Annotated in this window: 13 protein-coding genes; 1 reads left to right on the top strand and 12 read right to left on the bottom strand. The window is 73.9% G+C overall.

Annotated features, from left to right (window positions below; translation table 11 throughout):
- The first annotated feature begins 25 nt into the window (after positions 1-25).
- Entirely contained in the window at positions 26-262 is a 237-nt protein-coding gene (locus tag RM572_RS07775) for a DUF6191 domain-containing protein (RefSeq protein WP_311672542.1), read from the top strand.
- A 56-nt stretch (positions 263-318) separates the two neighbouring features.
- Here RM572_RS07775 and RM572_RS07770 read toward each other — a convergent pair whose 3' ends face one another.
- The 12 genes from RM572_RS07770 to RM572_RS07715 all read right to left on the bottom strand — a co-directional run bounded on the left by RM572_RS07770 (position 319) and on the right by RM572_RS07715 (position 17,805).
- The gene (locus RM572_RS07770) at positions 319-3,411 is read right to left on the bottom strand and encodes an ATP-binding protein (protein WP_449657212.1); all 3,093 of its coding nucleotides are present in this window, start codon (positions 3,409-3,411) and stop codon (positions 319-321) included.
- Between the two features lie 83 nt (positions 3,412-3,494).
- On the bottom strand, positions 3,495-3,680 hold the full coding sequence (locus RM572_RS07765; RefSeq protein ID WP_027764926.1) for a hypothetical protein: 186 nt from the start codon (positions 3,678-3,680) through the stop codon (positions 3,495-3,497).
- Positions 3,681-3,859: 179 nt separating this feature from the next.
- Entirely contained in the window at positions 3,860-6,112 is a 2,253-nt protein-coding gene (locus tag RM572_RS07760; RefSeq protein ID WP_311672540.1) for an MMPL family transporter, read from the bottom strand.
- Positions 6,113-6,301: 189 nt separating this feature from the next.
- Complete coding sequence (locus RM572_RS07755) at positions 6,302-7,561, bottom strand: AAA family ATPase (RefSeq protein ID WP_311672539.1); 1,260 nt, start codon at positions 7,559-7,561, stop codon at positions 6,302-6,304.
- Between the two features lie 128 nt (positions 7,562-7,689).
- On the bottom strand, positions 7,690-9,198 hold the full coding sequence (gene gatB, locus RM572_RS07750) for an Asp-tRNA(Asn)/Glu-tRNA(Gln) amidotransferase subunit GatB (RefSeq protein WP_311672538.1): 1,509 nt from the start codon (positions 9,196-9,198) through the stop codon (positions 7,690-7,692).
- Positions 9,199-9,213: 15 nt separating this feature from the next.
- Positions 9,214-9,465: a hypothetical protein gene (locus RM572_RS07745; protein WP_027764929.1), complete on the bottom strand. Its 252-nt coding sequence runs from the start codon at positions 9,463-9,465 to the stop codon at positions 9,214-9,216.
- The gene (gene gatA, locus RM572_RS07740) at positions 9,462-10,955 is read right to left on the bottom strand and encodes an Asp-tRNA(Asn)/Glu-tRNA(Gln) amidotransferase subunit GatA (RefSeq protein ID WP_311672537.1); all 1,494 of its coding nucleotides are present in this window, start codon (positions 10,953-10,955) and stop codon (positions 9,462-9,464) included. Before gatA ends, RM572_RS07745 begins: the two co-directional genes overlap by 4 nt.
- Before the next feature lie 5 nt (positions 10,956-10,960).
- A complete protein-coding gene (gene gatC / locus RM572_RS07735; RefSeq protein WP_136182247.1) occupies positions 10,961-11,257 on the bottom strand; it encodes an Asp-tRNA(Asn)/Glu-tRNA(Gln) amidotransferase subunit GatC in 297 nt (98 codons plus the stop codon).
- Positions 11,258-11,481: 224 nt separating this feature from the next.
- A complete protein-coding gene (locus tag RM572_RS07730; RefSeq protein WP_394813544.1) occupies positions 11,482-13,581 on the bottom strand; it encodes a putative bifunctional diguanylate cyclase/phosphodiesterase in 2,100 nt (699 codons plus the stop codon).
- Between the two features lie 248 nt (positions 13,582-13,829).
- Positions 13,830-16,022, bottom strand: coding sequence for an NAD-dependent DNA ligase LigA (gene ligA / locus RM572_RS07725; RefSeq protein ID WP_311672536.1), 2,193 nt, complete (start codon positions 16,020-16,022; stop codon positions 13,830-13,832).
- 32 nt (positions 16,023-16,054) lie between these two features.
- Complete coding sequence (locus RM572_RS07720) at positions 16,055-17,101, bottom strand: methionine synthase (RefSeq protein WP_311672535.1); 1,047 nt, start codon at positions 17,099-17,101, stop codon at positions 16,055-16,057.
- On the bottom strand, positions 17,098-17,805 hold the full coding sequence (locus RM572_RS07715; RefSeq protein WP_311672534.1) for an SDR family oxidoreductase: 708 nt from the start codon (positions 17,803-17,805) through the stop codon (positions 17,098-17,100). The genes RM572_RS07720 and RM572_RS07715 overlap by 4 nt, the downstream gene beginning before the upstream one ends.
- Between the last annotated feature and the right edge of the window lie 11 nt (positions 17,806-17,816).

Here is a 17,816-nt window from a genome sequence, read left to right as displayed (position 1 = left end):
CGCAGCGGGCACCGGGAGGGCTTGCATGGACCTGGGTGCGGTCAACGAGCTGTTCAACCCGAGCGCCAAGCACACCGAGGACGAGCGGCAGCGGCTGGAGCACACCCGCGTCGCCGAGGGCGACCACGAGCCGGGCTGCGGTCCGGTCGACCTCGACTCCGGCACGGTCCTGATGGTGCCGTCGGACGTCGGCATGATCCTTCCACCGAAGGTACGGGTGGAGGAGCAGGCCGAGGAAGACGAGGACGAGCCGGAGGTCTGAACGGCCCGAAGCCGAACGCCCGGACGTCGGAACGCCCCGGCGTCCGAACGGCCCGGTCAGCGCCGTTCGGACGCCTCCGGTTCCGGCTCCGGCCCCACGAGCCGGAGCCGGTGCGCCATCGCTGCCGCCTCGCCGCGCCCTGCGACTCCCAGCTTCGCCAGGATGCGGGACACGTGCACGCTGGCCGTCTTCGGCGAGATGAACAGCCGCTCCGCGATCTGACGGTTGCTGCGCCCGGCGGCGACCAGTCCGAGCACGTCGCGTTCGCGGGCCGTGAGCCCGAAGGAGTCCGCGGGGTCGCCGGGAGCCGGGTCCTGCTCCTCCCCCCGGGGCGGGTCGCCGTCCACCGCGATGCGGGCCCGTGCGGCGAGCTGTGCGGTCTCCTCCAGCAGCGCCCGGGCGCCGAGGCGCCGCGCCGTTCCGTGCGCCGCGCGCAGCATCCGGGCCGCCTCGGCACGGTCTCCGCCGTCGTCCAGCAGCGCCTCGGCCAGCCGCTGGCGGGCCTGCGCCAGCTGGAAGGGGCGCTCCAGCGGCGCGAGCGCCGCGACGGCGTCCGCCCAGCGCCGCGGGTCCGAGCGGCCCTCCGCCCGGTCGAGTTCGGCGGCGACCAGCAGCGACCACGCCGTCCACACGGGCGCCGGATGCGGAAGCCTGCGTGCCGCGACCCGCAGCCGCGCCAGCAGTTCCGCGCGGCCGTCCTCGGCGTCCGGCAGCCCCAGAAGGTCCGCTTCCGCTCTGACTGCCGTGTGCAGCAGCGGCCAGACGTACGGGTGCGTCCCGACCGGGAGGCCCTCGTCCAGCACCCGGGTCGTCTCCGCCCGCGCGGCCCGCCAGTCGCCCCGGCCGGCGGCGAGGGCGAGGGCGAACCGCCGCAACGGCAGTTCGCTCTGGGGCTCCGGCCGGCGCTGCCGCGCGTACTGCTCGGCTGCGGTGCGGCGGGCGGCCTCGACCGCGGCCAGGTCGCCCCGGTCCAGGGCGAGTTCGCCCGCGTGCACCTCCTGCGAGGCGCGCGTGTGCGGCCACACCGCGAGCTGTCGCGCCTCCTCGACGACCTCTGCCGCCTCGTCCCACCGGCCCAGCGCGTGGAGCGACTCCGCCTGGTTGCCGAGGGCGAAGGCCCGCTGGTTCCGGCGTCCGTGCGCCGCCGCGGTGCGGGCCGCGTCGGCTGCGGCGGCCACGGCCTCCTCCGACCGCCCGACGTACTCCAGTTCGGCGGCCAGGTTGGTCCCCGCGCGGATCACCAGGCCGAACTCGCCCATCCCGGCGGCCCGTTCCTGCGCGATGCCGATCTCCGCCAGCCCCGCTCCCACGTCTCCGCCCTGCACCATCAGCACACCCAGGGTGATCCGGGCGTTCTGCTCGATGTGGCGGGCCCCGACGACGCGGGCGAGGCCGACGGCCTGCAGGGCGGTGGACAGGGTGTCCGGCCCGGGATCGTGCTTCATGCCCCAGCCGGCCGCCGAGGCGAGCACCTCCGCGTGCACCGCGGAGGGCGGCAGGCCGCGCACGAGTTCCTGGGCGCGGGAGATCTCGTCCCAGCCGTCGCCCCGCGCCAGCCCTTCGGCGAGACGGGCGCGCTGCACCCAGAACCAGGCCGCGCGCAGCGGGTCGCGGCCCTCGTCGAGCAACGCCAGAGCCCGCTTGGCGACGGCCAGGGCCCGCTCCAGCTCGCCGCCCACCCGGGCCGCGACCACCGTCTCGGCGAGCAGGTCCATGAAGCGCAGCGACCCCTCTCCCGGATCGCCCGCACACGGCGGATAGACCTCGGCGTGGTCGACGGGCCGCAGCGCGGCCCGTACGTCCTCCGGGACGTCCTCCCACAGCTCGACCGCGCGCTCCAGCAGCTGGTGCTGCTCGGCGAAGGCGTGCCGGGCGCGGGCCTCCACGGAAGCGGCCAGCACCGCGGGCAGCGCCTTCGCCGCGTCACGGCCCCGGTACCAGTAGTGGGCCAGCCGGGTCGCGCGCACCTCCGCGCGGACCAGCGACGGGTCGGCCTCGAGGGCGCGGGCGTACTGCCGGCTGAGCCCGGCGCCCTCGCCGGGCAGCAGGTCCTCGCTGACGGCCTCGCGCAGCAGCGCGTGCCGGAAGCGGTAGCCGTCGCCGTCATCCGTCGGTATCAGCACGTTCGCACCGACCACCGCGCGCAGCGCGCCGCGCAGTTCGTCGGCGGGCAGCCCGCGGACGGCGGCCAGCAGCGCGTGCTCGACCGCGGAGCCGCCCTGCGCCGCGACCTGCACCACCTGCTGGGCCTCCTCGGGGAGCGCCTCGACACGGACCAGCAGCAGGTCCCTCAGGGTGTCGCTGAGCGAGCAGGTCGCGCCGTGGTGGGTCAGCTCCTCGACGAAGTACGGGTTCCCGTCGGTGCGTGCGTAGACCGACGCGACGAGGTCGCGGGGCGGCTCGGCCACGCCCTGGATTCCGGCGATCTGCGCGCGCACCTCGTCCCGGTTCAGCCGGGGCAGGTCGATGCGGCGGACCGTGCGCAGCCGGTCGGTCTCGGCGAGGAAGGGCCGCAGCGGGTGCCGCCGGTGGATGTCGTCGGCGCGATAGGTGGCCAGCAGCACCAGCCGGGACGGCGCCTGGAGCGACCGGTAGAGGTAGCCGAGGAGTTCGCGGGTGGAGCGGTCGGCCCAGTGCAGGTCCTCCAGCGCGAGGACGACCGTGCGCTCGGCGGTGAGGCGTTCGAGCAGCTGGGCGGTGAGTTCGAAGAGCCGGGCCCGGCCGTCCTCCTCGTCCCACGCCTCCCGGAGGGCCCGCCCTTCCGCGGCCGCACCCGGATGCGCGGGGGCGAGGTCGGGCAGCAGCCGGGCGAGTTCGGCTTCGCGCCCGCCCGCCGCGACGCTCAGGGCGTCCGCGCCGAGGGTGCGGTGCAGGGCGCGCAGGGCCGTGGCGAAGGGCGCGAACGGCAGGCCGTCAGCGCCGAGTTCGAGGCAGCCGCCGACCGCTGTGACGGCGCCGGCGGCGCGGGCACGGGTGAGGTACTCGTCCAGCAGGCGGGTCTTGCCGACTCCGGCCTCGCCACCGACGAGCAGCGCCTGCGGCTCGCCGGACGCCGCCCGGGCGAGCGCGTCGAGCAGGGCGGCCAGCTCCTGGGAGCGGCCGACGAAGACCGGGCTCCCGGCGATGTCGTTCAGCACGGACCCCAGCATGACACCGGACGCCGGCATCCGGGTGAGCGCGGATGCCGGCGTCCGGTCGGGGGCGGTGGCGGGTGCGGCCGTCACGACGGGCCTCAGGCCGCGTGCACGAACCGGTCGCGCAGCCGCCTCACCCGCCCCTCCGCTTCGTCGCCGAGCCGGCGCTCCCGCCGGGCGGCGCGTGCCGCGTCGGCGCGGCGCTCGGCCTCGGCCCGGCGCCGGAGGTCGGCGGCGCGGAGCAGGTGTGCGTCGGCGTACGGGTCGTAGTCCTGAGCGAGCATGTCGGGCTTCCCTCCTGGAGTGCGGAGTCCGGTTCTCCCGGACGACCTCCAGCCTCCGCCGTGAGGGGGGTGCGGCACATCGGGCGATCGACGCGTTCCGGGGGCGCCGGGGGCCTTAGTTCCGCGGGCGGAGGTCTTAGGCGGGCTGCGGGGGGCCTCAGAGCGGGCGCGGGCGGGGCTCAGCCGGAGGAGACGCGGTCCCCGTCGCGCTGGTGCGGGACGAACGCCGGCTCGTCGGCGCCCGGTTCGACGGCCTGCGGCCGTTCCGGGGGCTCAATGGTGACCCGGGGCAGGATGCGGTCCAGCCACTTCGGCAGCCACCAGTTCGCGCCGCCGAGCAGGTGCATCAGCGCGGGCACCAGGAGGGTGCGCAGCACGTACGCGTCCAGGGCGACGGCCGTCGCCAGGCCGATGCCGAACATGGCGATGATCCGGTCGCCGCTGAGCACGAACGCGCTGAAGACGGCGATCATGATGGCCGCCGCGCAGTTGATCACGCGGCCGGTCTCGGCCAGCCCCACCCGCACCGAGCGCCGGTTGTCGCCGGTACGGCGCCACTCCTCGTACATGCGGCTGACCAGGAAGACCTGGTAGTCCATGGACAGGCCGAAGAGGACCGAGATCATGATGACCGGCAGGAAGGGCTCGATCGGCCCCGCGCCTCCCAGACCCATCGCCTCGCTGCCCCAGCCCCACTGGAAGACCGCGACCACCACGCCGAACGACGCGGACACGGCCAGCACGTTCATCAGCGCCGCCTTGACCGGGATGCCGATGCTCCGGAAAGCGAGCAGGAGCAGCGCGGAACCGAGGGCGACGACGACACCGAGGAAGAGCGGCAGCTTCTCCAGGATGGTGTCGGCGAAGTCGTCGTAGCTCGCGGTCAGCCCGCCGACGTGCACGGTGAGCGGCGCCCCGTCGAGGGCCCGGGGCAGCACGTCGGCGCGCAGCCGTTCGACGAGTTGCGAGGTCCGTACGTCCTGCGGGGCCGAGTCGGGCAGCACGGTGACGGTGCCGACACCGCCGCGCTCGCTCACCGCGGGGCCGGTGACGCCGGCGACGCCCTGCGCGTCGCGCAGTGCGCCCGGCAGCCGTTCGAGCGCGGAGCGGTCCTCGGGGCCGTCGATCTCGGCGACGAGGGTGAGCGGCCCGTTGATGCCGGGCCCGAAGCCGTCGGCCCTCAGGTCGTACGCCTGCCGGGTGGGGGAACCCGCCGGGGCGGTGCCGCCGTCGGCGGTGCCCAGGTGCAGGCCGAGCACCGGCAGGGCGAGCACCACCATGAGGGCGGCGGCGAGCGCGCCGAGCACGCGGGGGCGGCGTTCGACGAACGCGGACCAGCGCGCGGCCGGTCCGGCGGTCCCCTCCTCGGCCGCCGGACCGGACCACGCCAGCCTGCGCCGCTCGCGGCGGCTGAGGGCCCGCACACCGATGACGGAGAGGAGGGAGGGCAGCAGGGTGATCGAGGCGAGCACGGCGAGCAGCACGGTCACCGAGGCGGCGACCGCGACGCCGACGAGGAAGTCCAGACGCAGCACGAGCATGCCGAGCAGGGCGATGCACACGGTGGCGCCGGCGAAGATCACGGCCCGGCCGGCGGAGGAGACGGCGTCCTCGGCGGCCTCGGCGACGGTGAGTCCGCGGCGCAGCCCGCGCCGGTGCCGGGTGACGATGAACAGGGCGTAGTCGATGCCCACGCCGAGTCCGATCAGGGTGCCCAGCATGGGTGCGAAGTCGGCCAGCGTCATGACGTGCCCGAGCAGGCCGGTGACCAGGTAGGCGGTGCCGACGCTGACCACGGCGGTGATCAGCGGCAGCAGCATGGCCGCCAGGGAGCCGAAGGCGAAGAGCAGCACCACGGCCGCGGCGGCGACGCCGATGGCCTCGCTGAGGCGGGTGGAACCGGTGTCGGCCTCCGGGACGTTCGCACCGCCGACGGCCGTCCGGAGGCCGGGGACGTCCTCGGCCGCGGCCGCGGCCAGGTCGGCGACGCGTGCGGTGTCCGCCTGCGGCACCTCCTCCACGGCCGGGTCGAAGTGCACCGTGGCATAGGCGGTCTCACCGTCACGACTGATCCGGTCGTCCGCGCGGGGGTTCTCGGCGTAGGGGCTGGTGACGCCGGAGACGGTGGGGACGTCCGCGATCTGCCGGAGCGCCTGCCCCATCCGTTCCCGCACGGCCGGTTCGCGGACCCCGCCCCCGTCCCGGTCGGCGGGCACGTGCCACACCACGGTGTCGCTCTCGCCGGCGGTGTCGGGAAAACCCTGGCGCAGCAGGTCCTGGGCGCGGGAGGACTCGGTGCCGGAGACGCCGTAGTCGCTGGTGTACGCGGTCCCGACGGCGGTGACGGCGGCCGCGGTGCCGGCGAGGGCGAGGAGCCACAACGCGGCGACGACGAGGCGGCGTCGCAGACACCAGCGGGCGAGAGCGGCCATACCGTGTGCTTTCCTGGATTTTCCGATTGCGGTTCCCCAGGGTCGTACTGTGCCATCCGGACGTGATCGTTTGCGGCTTTCGTGCCGCTCGTCACACGTGCCGTCCGACACGGCTTCCCCCGGACCCGCACGGGGCGGAATCCGGGGGAAGACGGGCGAAGCCGGGCGAAGCGCCCCTTCCGGCGGAGGTCAGGCCGTGGCGCCGAGCTGGGCGATCGCCTCGTCGACGGAGACGGTCGCGTCCGCGTCCTCGCCGGGGCGGCGCCCGCGCACCGGGCGGGCGCGGGTGACCGTGGACACCGCATGCGAGTCCGCGTCGACGCGGGAGTCCTGCTCCAGGAAGACCAGCCCGCCGGAGGTCTCGTCACGCAGGGCCGAGAGCAGCGCGGGCGAGTGCGTGGTCGCGATGAGCTGGCGGAAGCCGCTGACCTGCGTGGCCCGGCGGGTCAGGTCGTCGTACTCGTCGACCCCGCGGCGCAGCCGCCGCACCAGCTCCGGCAGCCGGGACGGGTGCAGGCCGTTCTCCAGCTCCTCGACGGCCAGAACGCCGGCCCGCCGGGCGTCGTACCAGGCGGCGAGGAGCGCGAGCACGCGGAGCGTGCCGCCGGACAGCATCGGCGGCGACGTCCAGCCGGTGTGGCTGAACAGCACGTCGAAGTCGTACTCGCCGCGCCGCTCGTCGAACAGCGGCCGGATGCCGTCGGTCTCGGGGATCAGCGCGGCGAGGTCCGCCTCCATGGCGCTGCGCTCGTCACGGCCGACGCGGTGCAGCACGGCGGCCAGGTTGCCGCCGTCCGCCTGGAGCGGCGCGACCTCGCTGCCGCCGAACGGCCTGCGCAGCGCGGCCGGGTCGAGGGCGATGGGCTGCCAGGTGGCGCACTCGCGGTGCAGCAGGGCCAGCAGTTCGGCGCCGTCCCGGCCCGCCCCGGCGGACTCGGCGTCCAGCGACACCCAGTCGGTGCCGGTGCGCTTGAGGAACTTCTCGCGCGCCTCGGACAGCGCGGCCTTCAGCTCCTCGGGCATGCCCAGGCGGCCCATCCAGCCGGTGCGGTCCATGCTGCTGACCCAGACGCTGGCGCGCACCGGCAGCGGCGTCGCACGGGACGACTCGGGCGGCCGCGTGTCGCGCTCCACCTCCAGCCACACGACCATCGGCAGCGGACCGTCGGCGGACGGCACGATCATGCCGACCTTGATGCTCATCACGGTGGAGGAGTACGTGCCGTCGCTGCCGGCGGCGTGGTGGAACAGGTGCCGCGGGGCGAGCGGCGGGTCGGTGCCCAGCGACGAGGGGAAGCCGCTGGTGACGGCCTTGCGGACGAAGTCCAGCGCGTCCAGCAGGTTGGACTTCCCCGAACCGTTGGTGCCCATGAGCACCGTGCACGGGTGTACGTCCAACTCGAAATTCAGAAACGACTTGAACCCGTCGATCTCCACCCGGGTGATCACGTTTCCACCTCCTCCTTACGGACCTGCGCGGACAGCCACCGCCACCCTAGCCCCCGGAGTGGCGGAAGGGCGGCTCCGCTGCTGCGGAGCCGCCCTCGACCGGCGTTCTCGTACGCGTCGCCGAAGCGTCAGCCCTCGACTTCGAGCTTCTCAATGATCAGCTCGCGCACGCGCGCGGCGTCGGCCTGGCCGCGGGTGGCCTTCATGACCGCGCCCACGAGGGCCCCGGCCGCCGCGACCTTGCCGCCGCGGATCTTGTCCGCGATCGCCTGGTTGCCCTCGATGGCCTCGTCGACGGCCTTGCCCAGTGCGCCCTCGTCGGAGACGACCTTGAGGCCGCGCTTGTCCACGACCTCGTCCGGGCCGCCCTCGCCTGCGAGGACGCCCTCGATGGTCTGCCGCGCGAGTTTGTCGTTGAGCGACCCCTCGGCGACCAGCGCGCAGAGCCGGGCGACCTGCTCGGGCGTGATGGGCAGGTCGCCGAGTTCGGCCTCCTGCTCGTTGGCACGGCGGGCGAGTTCGCCCATCCACCACTTGCGCGCCTGGTCGGACGGGGCACCGGCGTCGATGGTGGCGACGATCAGGCCGACCGCGCCCGCGTTGAGCACCGACTGCATCTCGTGCTCGGAGATGCCCCACTCCTCGCGCAGCCGGTTGCGGCGCACGCGCGGCAGTTCGGGCAGCTCGGCGCGGAGCTTCTCCACCCACTCACGGGACGGGGCGACCGGGACGAGGTCGGGCTCCGGGAAGTACCGGTAGTCCTCCGCCTCCTCCTTGACCCGGCCGGAGGTGGTCGAGCCGTCCTCCTCGTGGAAGTGGCGGGTCTCCTGCACGATCGCCTGGCCGCCGCCGAGCACGGCCGCGTGCCGCTGCACCTCGAAGCGGACCGCCCGTTCGACGGACCGCAGCGAGTTGACGTTCTTGGTCTCGGAGCGGGTGCCGAACGTCTCCCGGCCGTGCGGGCGCAGCGACAGGTTGACGTCGCAGCGCATCTGGCCCATCTCCATGCGGGCCTCGGAGACGTCCAGCGCACGGATGAGTTCGCGCAGTTCGGCCACGTACGCCCTGGCGACCTCGGGGGCGCGCGCGCCGACGCCGGTGATCGGCTTGGTGACGATCTCGATCAGCGGGATGCCGGCCCGGTTGTAGTCCAGCAGCGAGTGCGAGGCGCCGTGGATACGGCCGGTCGCGCCGCCGATGTGGGTGGACTTGCCGGTGTCCTCCTCCATGTGGGCGCGCTCGATCTCCACGCGGAAGACCTCGCCGTCCTCCAGCTGGACGTCGAGGTAGCCGCCGAAGGCGATCGGCTCGTCGTACTGGGAGGTCTGGAAGTTCTTCGGCATGTCCGGATAGAAGTAGTTCTTCCGGGCGAAGCGGCACCACTCGGCGATCTCGCAGTTCAGCGCGAGACCGATCCGCACGGCGGACTCGACGCCGGTCGCGTTGACGACCGGCAGCGAGCCGGGCAGCCCCAGACAGGTGGGGCAGGTCTGGGTGTTGGCGTCCGCGCCCAGGGCGGTGGAGCACCCGCAGAACATCTTGGTCCTGGTGCCGAGCTCGACGTGCACCTCGAGCCCCATCACGGGGTCGAATTCGGCCAGGGCGTCCTCGTAGGACACCAGTTCAGTGACGGTCACGGAAATTCAAGCCTCTCAGTCGAGGACGTCGTCCACGACGTCTTCCAGGTCCAGGCGGCGCAGTTCGCGGACGAGCAGCGCGACGCCCGTGACGATGCCGGCGGCCGACACGGCCACGTCGACGAGCTGGAGGGTGTCACCCTCCGCGCGGGCCTGCTTGGCACGCTTCACGGTGCCCACGACGCCGAACAGCGAGGTGGCGATGGAGATGTACATGCCGGTCCGGGACTTCTTGAATCCCTTGGCCTTCTGCAGCTTTCCACTCACAGCGACGGAGCCTCCTCGAGCAACGGGTGTCCCCAACGTGCCTGGTACGCGGCCTCGACGGCGGCACCGACACGGTAGAGACGGTCATCGGCCATGGCGGGTGCGACGATCTGCAGCCCCACCGGGAGCCCGTCCTCCGGCGCCAGGCCGCAGGGCAGCGACATCGCGGCGTTGCCGGCCAGGTTGGACGGGATGGTGCACAGGTCCGCGAGGTACATCGCCATCGGGTCGTCGGCCCGTTCGCCGATCGGGAAGGCGGTGGTCGGGGTCGTCGGCGAGACGAGCACGTCGACCTGCTCGTACGCCTTGTCGAAGTCCCGCGTGATGAGGGTGCGGACCTTCTGCGCGGAGCCGTAGTAGGCGTCGTAGTAGCCGGAGCTGAGCGCGTAGGTGCCCAGCATCACGCGGCGCTTCACCTCGTCGCCGAAGCCGGCCTCGCGGGTCAGCGCGGTCACGTCCTCGGCGGAACGGGTGCCGTCGTCGCCCACACGGAGGCCGTAGCGCATCGCGTCGAAGCGGGCCAGGTTGGACGAGCACTCGCTCGGCGCGATCAGGTAGTAGGCGGCCAGGGCCTTGGTGAAGGACGGGCAGGAGACCTCGACGACGTCGGCGCCCAGTTCCTTCAGCAGCTCGACGGCCTCGTCGAAGCGCTGCATCACGCCGGCCTGGTAGCCCTCGCCGCGGAACTCCTTCACGACGCCGACGCGCAGGCCCTCGACGCCGCCGTTCCTCGCGGCTTCGACGACGTCCGGGACCGGCTGGTCGATGGAGGTCGAGTCCATCGGGTCGTGGCCCGCGATGACGCTGTGCAGCAGCGCCGCGTCCAGCACCGTGCGGGCGCACGGACCGCCCTGGTCGAGGGAGGAGGAGAAGGCGACCATGCCGTAGCGGGAGACGCCGCCGTAGGTCGGCTTGACGCCGACCGTGCCGGTGACGGCGGCGGGCTGGCGGATCGAGCCGCCGGTGTCCGTGCCGATCGCCAGCGGCGCCTGGTAGGAGGCGAGCGAGGCGGACGAGCCGCCTCCGGAGCCGCCGGGGATGCGGGTCAGGTCCCACGGGTTGCCGGTCGGGCCGTAGGCGCTGTTCTCGGTCGAGGACCCCATGGCGAACTCGTCCATGTTGGTCTTGCCGAGGATGACCACGTCCGCCTCCTTGAGGCGGCGGGTCACGGTGGCGTCGTACGGCGGGATCCAACCCTCGAGGATCCTGGACCCGACGGTCGTGGGGATGCCCGCGGTGGTGAAGATGTCCTTCAGGGCGAGGGGCACGCCGGCCAGCGGGCCGAGCTTCTCGCCGCGTTCCCGCTTCGCGTCGACCTCGCGCGCCTGGGCGAGCGCGCCCTCGCGGTCCACGTGCAGGAAGGCGTGCACCTTCTCGTCGACGGCGTCGATCCGGGCCAGGTGGGCCTCGGCGACCTGGACCGCGGTGACCTCGCCGGAGGCGATCTTCGCGGCGATCTCCGCGGCGGTGAGCTTGATCAGTTCACTCATGGCGGTCAGTCCTCCCCCAGGATCTGCGGCACCTTGAAACGCTGCTGCTCCTGCGCGGGCGCGCCGGAGAGCGCCTGCTCGGGCGTCAGGCTCGGACGGACCTCGTCCGGGCGCATGACGTTGGTCAGCGGCAGCGGGTGGGAGGTCGGCGGTACGTCCTCGTCGGCGACGTCGGACACGGCGGCGACGGCGCCGATGATGTCGTCGAGCTGTCCGGCGAAGTGGTCGAGCTCTTCGTCCTTCAGCTCCAGACGTGCCAGCCGGGCGAGGTGGGCGACCTCCTCGCGCGTGATGCCAGGCATGCGGATCCTCGAGGGTGAGTTGCGTGTGGTGGGCTCCGCCCAATCCTATGGCGACCGCGGCCTGTGGCCTAAACCGTTTGCCCCGGCGGCGGCTCCCCGACGTGGCGGGAGCGCCGTCGGCCGCCGGCGCGCACCGGGTGGCCGCCGCGGACACGGCACGTGCGCAGGTGCGGGTGCGGCTCGGCCGGCGCCGGTCGACCGGTGCCCTCGGCGGGCGCCGGCCGTCAGAGGGCCGGCTGGTCGGCGCCGCGGAGGGGCGCGGCCGGGAGGGCGCGGGGCTCCGCGGGGCCGGCGCCGCGCGAGCGCAGCCATGCGGTGGCCTCCGCGGGCGGCATGGCCGCGGCCACCAGCCACCCCTGCACCGCGTCGCAGCGCAGGTCACGCAGCCGCTCCCACGTCTCGTCGTCCTCGACGCCCTCGGCGACGACCTGCAGCCCGAGCGAGTGCGCGAGGTCGACCGTGCAGCGCACGATCTCCGCGTCCTCGGGGTCGACGGCGAGGCGGGCCACGAACGAGCGGTCGATCTTGAGTTCGCCGACCGGGAGCCGCCGCAGGTGGACCAGCGACGAGTAGCCGGTGCCGAAGTCGTCGAGCGACATGCGCACCCCGTGGCCGACGAGGGCGGCGAGGGTGTCGGCGGCCCGCTGGGGCTCCTCCAGCAATACGTGCTCGGTGATCTCCAACTGCAGGGCTCTGGGCGGTACGCCGTGCCGGGCGAGGCGGGCGGCGACGGCGCCGGCGAAGCCGGGGCTGCGCACGTCGCGCGGGGAGACGTTCACGGCGACCGGCACGGTGAGTCCGGCGGCGCGCCAGCGGGCGACCTGCGCCAGCGCGGTCTCCAGCACGTACTCGGTGAGCCGCGGCATCAGGCCGGACGTCTCGGCGATCGCTATGAACTCGTCCGGGGGGACCCGGCCGCGGTCCGGGTGCGTCCAGCGGACCAGGGCCTCCAGGCCGAGGACGCGGCCGTCGAAGCCGACCTTGGGCTGGTAGTGGAGTTCGACCTCGCCGGCGTCCAGGGCGCGGCGCAGGTCGGCGAGGAGCCCGAGGCGGTCGGGGGTGTTGCCGTCGCGGGTGGCCTCGTACACCTCGACGCCGGAGCGGTCGCGCTTGGCCTCGTACATGGCGACGTCGGCACGCCGCAGCAGCCCCTCGGCCTCCTGGGCGTGCTCGGGGAAGACGGCGACGCCGGCGCTGGCCTCGAGGACGAGGGTGAGCCCGTCCAGGTCGAGCGGGGAGCCGAGCGCGCCGACCACGTGGCGGGCGACGCGCTGGGCGCTGGTGGTGGAATCGACCCTCGGCAGCAGGACGGCGAACTCGTCGCCGCCGAGCCGGGCCGCCTCGGCACCGCGCGGCAGGACGGTGCGGAGCCGGTCGGCGATCTGGAGCAGCAGCCGGTCCCCCGCGGGGTGGCCGAGGGTGTCGTTGACGGAACGGAACCGGTCGAGGTCGATGAGCAGCAGCGCGGTGCGGGTCTCCGCGCGGCGGGCCTCGCCGAGCGCGGACCGGGCGCGCTGCATCAGCCACTGGCGGTTGGGGAGACCGGTGAGCGGGTCGCGGAGCTGTTCCTCGGCGCGGGCGCGGGCGATCCACAGGGTGGAGTCGAGGGCGATCAGCGGGACGGCGAACAGCGGCAGCACCAGCGGCATGTGGACGCCGACGACCACGATCAGCGGGGAGATGCCGAGTAAGGCGACGACGACCAGGCCCTGCCTCAGCAGCGCGGTGCGGGCGCAGCCGACGAGGTCGGCGGCCGGGGAGGCGAAGCAGCACCACAGCAGGGCCCGGCTGAGGAGCAGGTAGACGGTGGCGGCGCCGACGAGTTCGGGCACCGCGTAGGCGTCCCAGTCGGCAGGCGTCCACGGGTCCTCGACGGAGGCGCTGACCTGGAAGAGCCCCAGCGTGAGGGCGGCTCCGCCGACGGCGAGGATGTCCGAGGCACCGTGGACCAGCGCCTGGCGCCACCGGTGCAGGCGGGCGGCACCGACCAGGGTGACGACTGCCAGGGACACCAGCACCGAGGGCACCCAGCCGTACAGCAGCAGGATGGCCAGGGTGAGGGCGGCGCCGGAGCCGGTGCCGCCCCACCACCGGTCACGTCCGAGGGCGACGAGATGCACCACCACGAGGCCGGTGAGGATCGCGAACGACCAGCCGGCGGCACCGTCGGGAAAGAGGGCGTGTCCGCCGTGCAGCACCCGGTACACGCCGGCCGCGAGGGCGACGGCCGCGACGCCGACCACGGCGGGCGCCACACCGGGCATGCCGAACGGGAAGACGCGCCGCAGCCATGACACGGTCTCGGCACCGCGGGGTTCCTGCATGCCCGTCCCTCTCACGACCGTCCGCGCCTGACGCCGCCACGACAGGCTCACCGTTCAACAGTAGGCCGGAACTGGCTGCCAGGGGCACCGATCTGCCGCGGTTGCCCGAATGCCGTCCGGTCGTGGACTCCCCTCTGGTATAGGCCGATCGGGTGGTGTCCAAACCTCGTTGCGCGAGCTGCCGCCTGCCGGCGCCCCGCCGGGCCGGGCACCGGCGAACGCGCAGGCGGCACGGGCATGCGGGCGGGCTATTCGGGTGGCGCCTGGGCCGCCTCCCGGGCGGCGTCGGCACCTTGGGCCAACAGGACGGCGAAGCCGTCCTCGTCGAGAATCGGCACCTTCAACTGGACCGCCTTGTCATATTTTGAGCCAGGGTTATCACCCACAACGACGAATCCGGTCTTCTTGGAGACCGACCCGGACACCTTGGCGCCCTGCTGCTGCAGGGCCTCCTTGGCGCCGTCCCGGGTGTGCGAGGCGAGGGTGCCCGTGACCACCACGGTGATCCCCTCCAGGGCCCGGACGCCCTCGTCGCCCTCGGGCCGCTCCTCCTCCATCCGCACGCCCGCGGCGCGCCAGCGCTCCACGATCTCGCGGTGCCAGTCCTCCGCGAACCAGTCCTTCAGCGAGGCCGCGATGGTCGGCCCGACGCCCTCGGTGGCCGCCAGCTCCTCCTCGCTCGCCGCCATGATGCGGTCCAGCGACCGGAACTCGCGGGCCAGGGCTTCCGCCGCGACCGGACCGACGTGCCGGATGGACAGCCCGGTGATGATGCGGGCCAGCGGCCGCCGCTTCGCCTCCTCGATCTTCTCCAGCAACGCGAGGGTGTTGCGCTTCGGCTCGCCCTGCTTGTTGGCGAAGAAGGTGACGACCTTCGCCTCGCCGGTGTCGGGGTCGCGCTTGGGGAGTCCGGTGTCCTGGTCCAGGACGTGCGACCGGATCGGCAGCAGCTCCTCGACGGTCAGCTCGAACAGGCCGGACTCGTCGCGCAGCGGCGGCTCGGCCGGCTCCAGCGGCTGCGTCAGCGCGGTGGCCGCGACGTAGCCGAAGTGCTCGATGTCCAGCGCCTTGCGGCCCGCGAGGTAGTAGATCCGCTCACGGAGCTGGGCCGGGCAGAACCGGGCGTTGGGGCAGCGCAGGTCGACGTCGCCCTCCTTCATCGGGCGCAGCGCCGTCCCGCAGTCCGGGCACTCGGCGGGCATCACGAAGGGGCGCTCCGAGCCGTCCCGCAGGTCGGCGACCGGGCCGAGGATCTCCGGGATGACGTCACCGGCCTTGCGCAGCACCACGGTGTCCCCGATGAGGACACCCTTGGCCTTCACCACGTCCTGGTTGTGCAGGGTGGCGAACTCGACCTCGGAGCCGGCGACGGTGACCGGTTCGACCACGGCGAACGGCGTGACCCGGCCGGTGCGGCCGACGCCCACCCGGATGTCGAGCAGCCTGGTGTTGACCTCCTCGGGGGCGAACTTCCAGGCGATGGCCCAGCGCGGCGCGCGGGAGGTGGAGCCGAGCCGGCCCTGGAGCGGGATCTCGTCCAGCTTCACCACGACGCCGTCGATCTCGTGTTCGACGGAGTGGCGCCGGTCGCCGTACTCGGTAATGAACGTCCGCACCCCCGCCAGGTCGTCGACCACCCGGATGTGCGGGGAGACCGGCAGGCCCCAGCCGCGCAGCAGGTCGTACGCCTCGGAGAGCCGGTCGATGCGGAAGCCGTCGCGGGCGCCGATGCCGTGCACCACCATGTGCAGCGGGCGGGACGCGGTGACCCGCGGGTCCTTCTGCCGCAGCGAGCCGGCCGCGGCGTTCCGCGGATTGGCGAACGGCTTGTCACCGGCCTCCACCAGCCGGGCGTTGAGCTCCTGGAAGCCCTCCATCGGGAAGAAGACCTCGCCGCGCACCTCGACCAGGGCGGGAACGTCCGCGCCGGTGAGCCGCTGCGGGATGTCCGCGATGGTGCGGACGTTCGGCGTGATGTCCTCGCCGGTCCGGCCGTCGCCGCGGGTCGCGGCGCGCGTGAGACGGCCGTGCTCGTAGGTGAGGTTGACGGCGAGGCCGTCGATCTTCAGCTCGCACAGGAAGCGGTACGGCACGCCCTCCAGCTCGCGCGCCAGCCGGTCGCCCCAGCTCTCCAGCTCGTCCGCGTCGAAGGCGTTGTCCAGGGAGAGCATCCGCTCCCGGTGCGCGACCTCGGTGAACTCCGTCTCGTACTGCCCGGCGACCTTCTGCGTGGGCGAGTCGGGCGTGCGCAGCCCCGGGTGCTCCTCCTCGAGGGCCTCCAGCGTGCGCAGCAGCCGGTCGAACTCGGCGTCGCTGACGACCGGCGCGTCCTTGACGTAGTAACGGAAGCGGTGTTCCTCGATCTGCTCCGCGAGCAGCTGGTGCTCCTCACGCTTTTCGGCGGGGATGCCGCTCTGCTCCGACTGCTGTGCGCCGACCACCGTCTCGTCCTCCCGTGCGTCCCGTAGCCCCGTCACTCAGGGTTGTCAGCGAGTGATCTCGCGGCCCGTACGCAGTGCTCCAGGGCGGCCCGCGCGTACGCCGGGGAGGCGCCCGCGAGACCGCACGCCGGAGTGACCGTCACCGACTCCGTCAGCAGAGCCGGCGACAGCCCCAGCCTGCGCCACAGCGACCTGACACCCATGACGCTACTCGCCGGGTCGGACAACGACGCGGCATCCGCGCCGTCGCCCGGGACGACGCCGGCGAAGAGCGCCGTGCCCGCCTCGGCGGCCTCGCCGATCGCGTCCTCGACACTCTCCGTGTCCGTGCCGCCCGACGTGAGCCGGCCGAAGTCGAACGACACGCCCGCCGCACCGGCCCGGCGCAGGAGCGCGAACGGCACCTCCGCGGCGCACGAGTGCACGACCACCGGCCCGTCGTGCACCCCCACGAGGTCGCGCAGCGTCCCCTCCACCACGGCCCGGTCCACCGCCCGGTAGGTGCGGTAGCCGCTCGCGGTGGGCACCCGTCCGCGCAGCACGGCGGCCAGCGACGGCTCGTCAAGCTGGAGCACCAGACGCCCGTCCGGCACGCGTCGCCGCAGGTCGTCGAGGTGCGCGCGCACACCCTCGGCGAGTGAGGCGGCCAGGTCCCGGCAGGCACCGGGGTCGGTGAGCATCGCCTCGCCCCCGCGCAGCTGGAGGGCGGCGGCAAGCGTCCACGGCCCCACCACGGAGACCTTCAGGGCGCCGGTGTGGCCCTGGGTGAACTCCTCCAGGGCGTCCAGGTCCTCGCGCAGCCAGGCCCGGGCCCGGCGGGTGTCCCGCCCCGGCCGGTCGGCCAGGCGCCAGCCGCTGGGCTCCAGCTGCGCGTACAGCTCGGCGAGCATCCCGGCGGTCCGGCCGGTCATGTCGGCGCCGGGACCGCGCGCGGGCAGTTCGGGCAGGTACGGCAGCGCCTCCAGCGTGCCCGTGACGGCCTTCGCGGTCTCGCGCGCGTCGCCGCCGGGCATCGAGCCGATACCGGTCGCCGCGCCCGGACCCCACACGTGTCCGGCGGTGCGGTCGGGCGCGCTCATGCGGTCGGGCGCACGGACAGGTCGGTGACCTCGCTGCCGCGCGGCAGGTCCAGGGCGGTGAGCAGGGTCGTGGCGACCGCGTCCGGGGTGATCCAGCGCTCCGGGTCGTAGTCCCTGCCCTCCTGCCGGTGCACCTTCTCCTGCATCGGCGTGGCCGTGCGGCCGGGGTACACGGAGGTGACGCGCAGGCCGTTGCCGCTCTCCTCCCAGCGCAGCGCGTCCGCGAGCGCCTTCAGGCCGTGCTTGCTCGCCGCGTACGCCCCCCACTCGCCGTTCGTTCGCAGGCCGGCGCCGGAGTTGACGAACAGCACATGGCCCTGGGCCAGGCGGAGTTGCGGCAGCAGCAGCCGGGTCAGCTCCGCCGGCGCCACCAGGTTGGCGGCCAGCGTGGCGTTCCAGACCTTCGGCGTCAGGTCGCCCACCGACCCCAGCTCGACCACGCCGGCGATGTGCTGGAGCGAGTCCAGCCGGTCGGGCAGCGTCTGGTGGCTCAGCGCCCAGGACAGCCGCTCCGGCTCGGCGAGGTCGCCGACGACGGTGTGCGCGCCGGGGAACGCGGCGGCCAGTTCCTTCGCGCGGCCCGCGTCGCGGGCGAGCAGCCACAGCACGTCGCCGCGGTCCAGCAGACGGCGGGCGACGGCGGCGCCGATGCCGGAGCCGGCTCCGGTGATCAGGTGGGTGGCGGGGGAGGTGTGGGTCGACATGCCGACATCGT

The sequence above is a fragment of the Streptomyces hazeniae genome (assembly GCF_031845485.1).
GTDB lineage: Bacteria > Actinomycetota > Actinomycetes > Streptomycetales > Streptomycetaceae > Streptomyces > Streptomyces hazeniae.
The sequence above is the reverse complement of the archived record's forward strand: the minus strand, read 5'-3'. Positions and strand labels throughout refer to the sequence as shown.

What these genes read in the sequence shown, in the direction of transcription:
- gatC (WP_136182247.1), bottom strand. Translation starts at nt 11,257, where the DNA reads ATGCCTGGCATCACGCGCGAGGAGGTCGCCCACCTCGCCCGGCTGGCA.
- RM572_RS07775 (WP_311672542.1), top strand. Translation starts at nt 26, where the DNA reads ATGGACCTGGGTGCGGTCAACGAGCTGTTCAACCCGAGCGCCAAGCAC.
- RM572_RS07715 (WP_311672534.1), bottom strand. Translation starts at nt 17,805, where the DNA reads ATGTCGACCCACACCTCCCCCGCCACCCACCTGATCACCGGAGCCGGC.
- RM572_RS07765 (WP_027764926.1), bottom strand. Translation starts at nt 3,680, where the DNA reads ATGCTCGCTCAGGACTACGACCCGTACGCCGACGCACACCTGCTCCGC.
- RM572_RS07720 (WP_311672535.1), bottom strand. Translation starts at nt 17,101, where the DNA reads ATGAGCGCGCCCGACCGCACCGCCGGACACGTGTGGGGTCCGGGCGCG.
- RM572_RS07730 (WP_394813544.1), bottom strand. Translation starts at nt 13,581, where the DNA reads ATGCAGGAACCCCGCGGTGCCGAGACCGTGTCATGGCTGCGGCGCGTC.
- RM572_RS07760 (WP_311672540.1), bottom strand. Translation starts at nt 6,112, where the DNA reads ATGGCCGCTCTCGCCCGCTGGTGTCTGCGACGCCGCCTCGTCGTCGCC.
- gatA (WP_311672537.1), bottom strand. Translation starts at nt 10,955, where the DNA reads ATGAGTGAACTGATCAAGCTCACCGCCGCGGAGATCGCCGCGAAGATC.
- RM572_RS07770 (WP_449657212.1), bottom strand. Translation starts at nt 3,411, where the DNA reads ATGCTGGGGTCCGTGCTGAACGACATCGCCGGGAGCCCGGTCTTCGTC.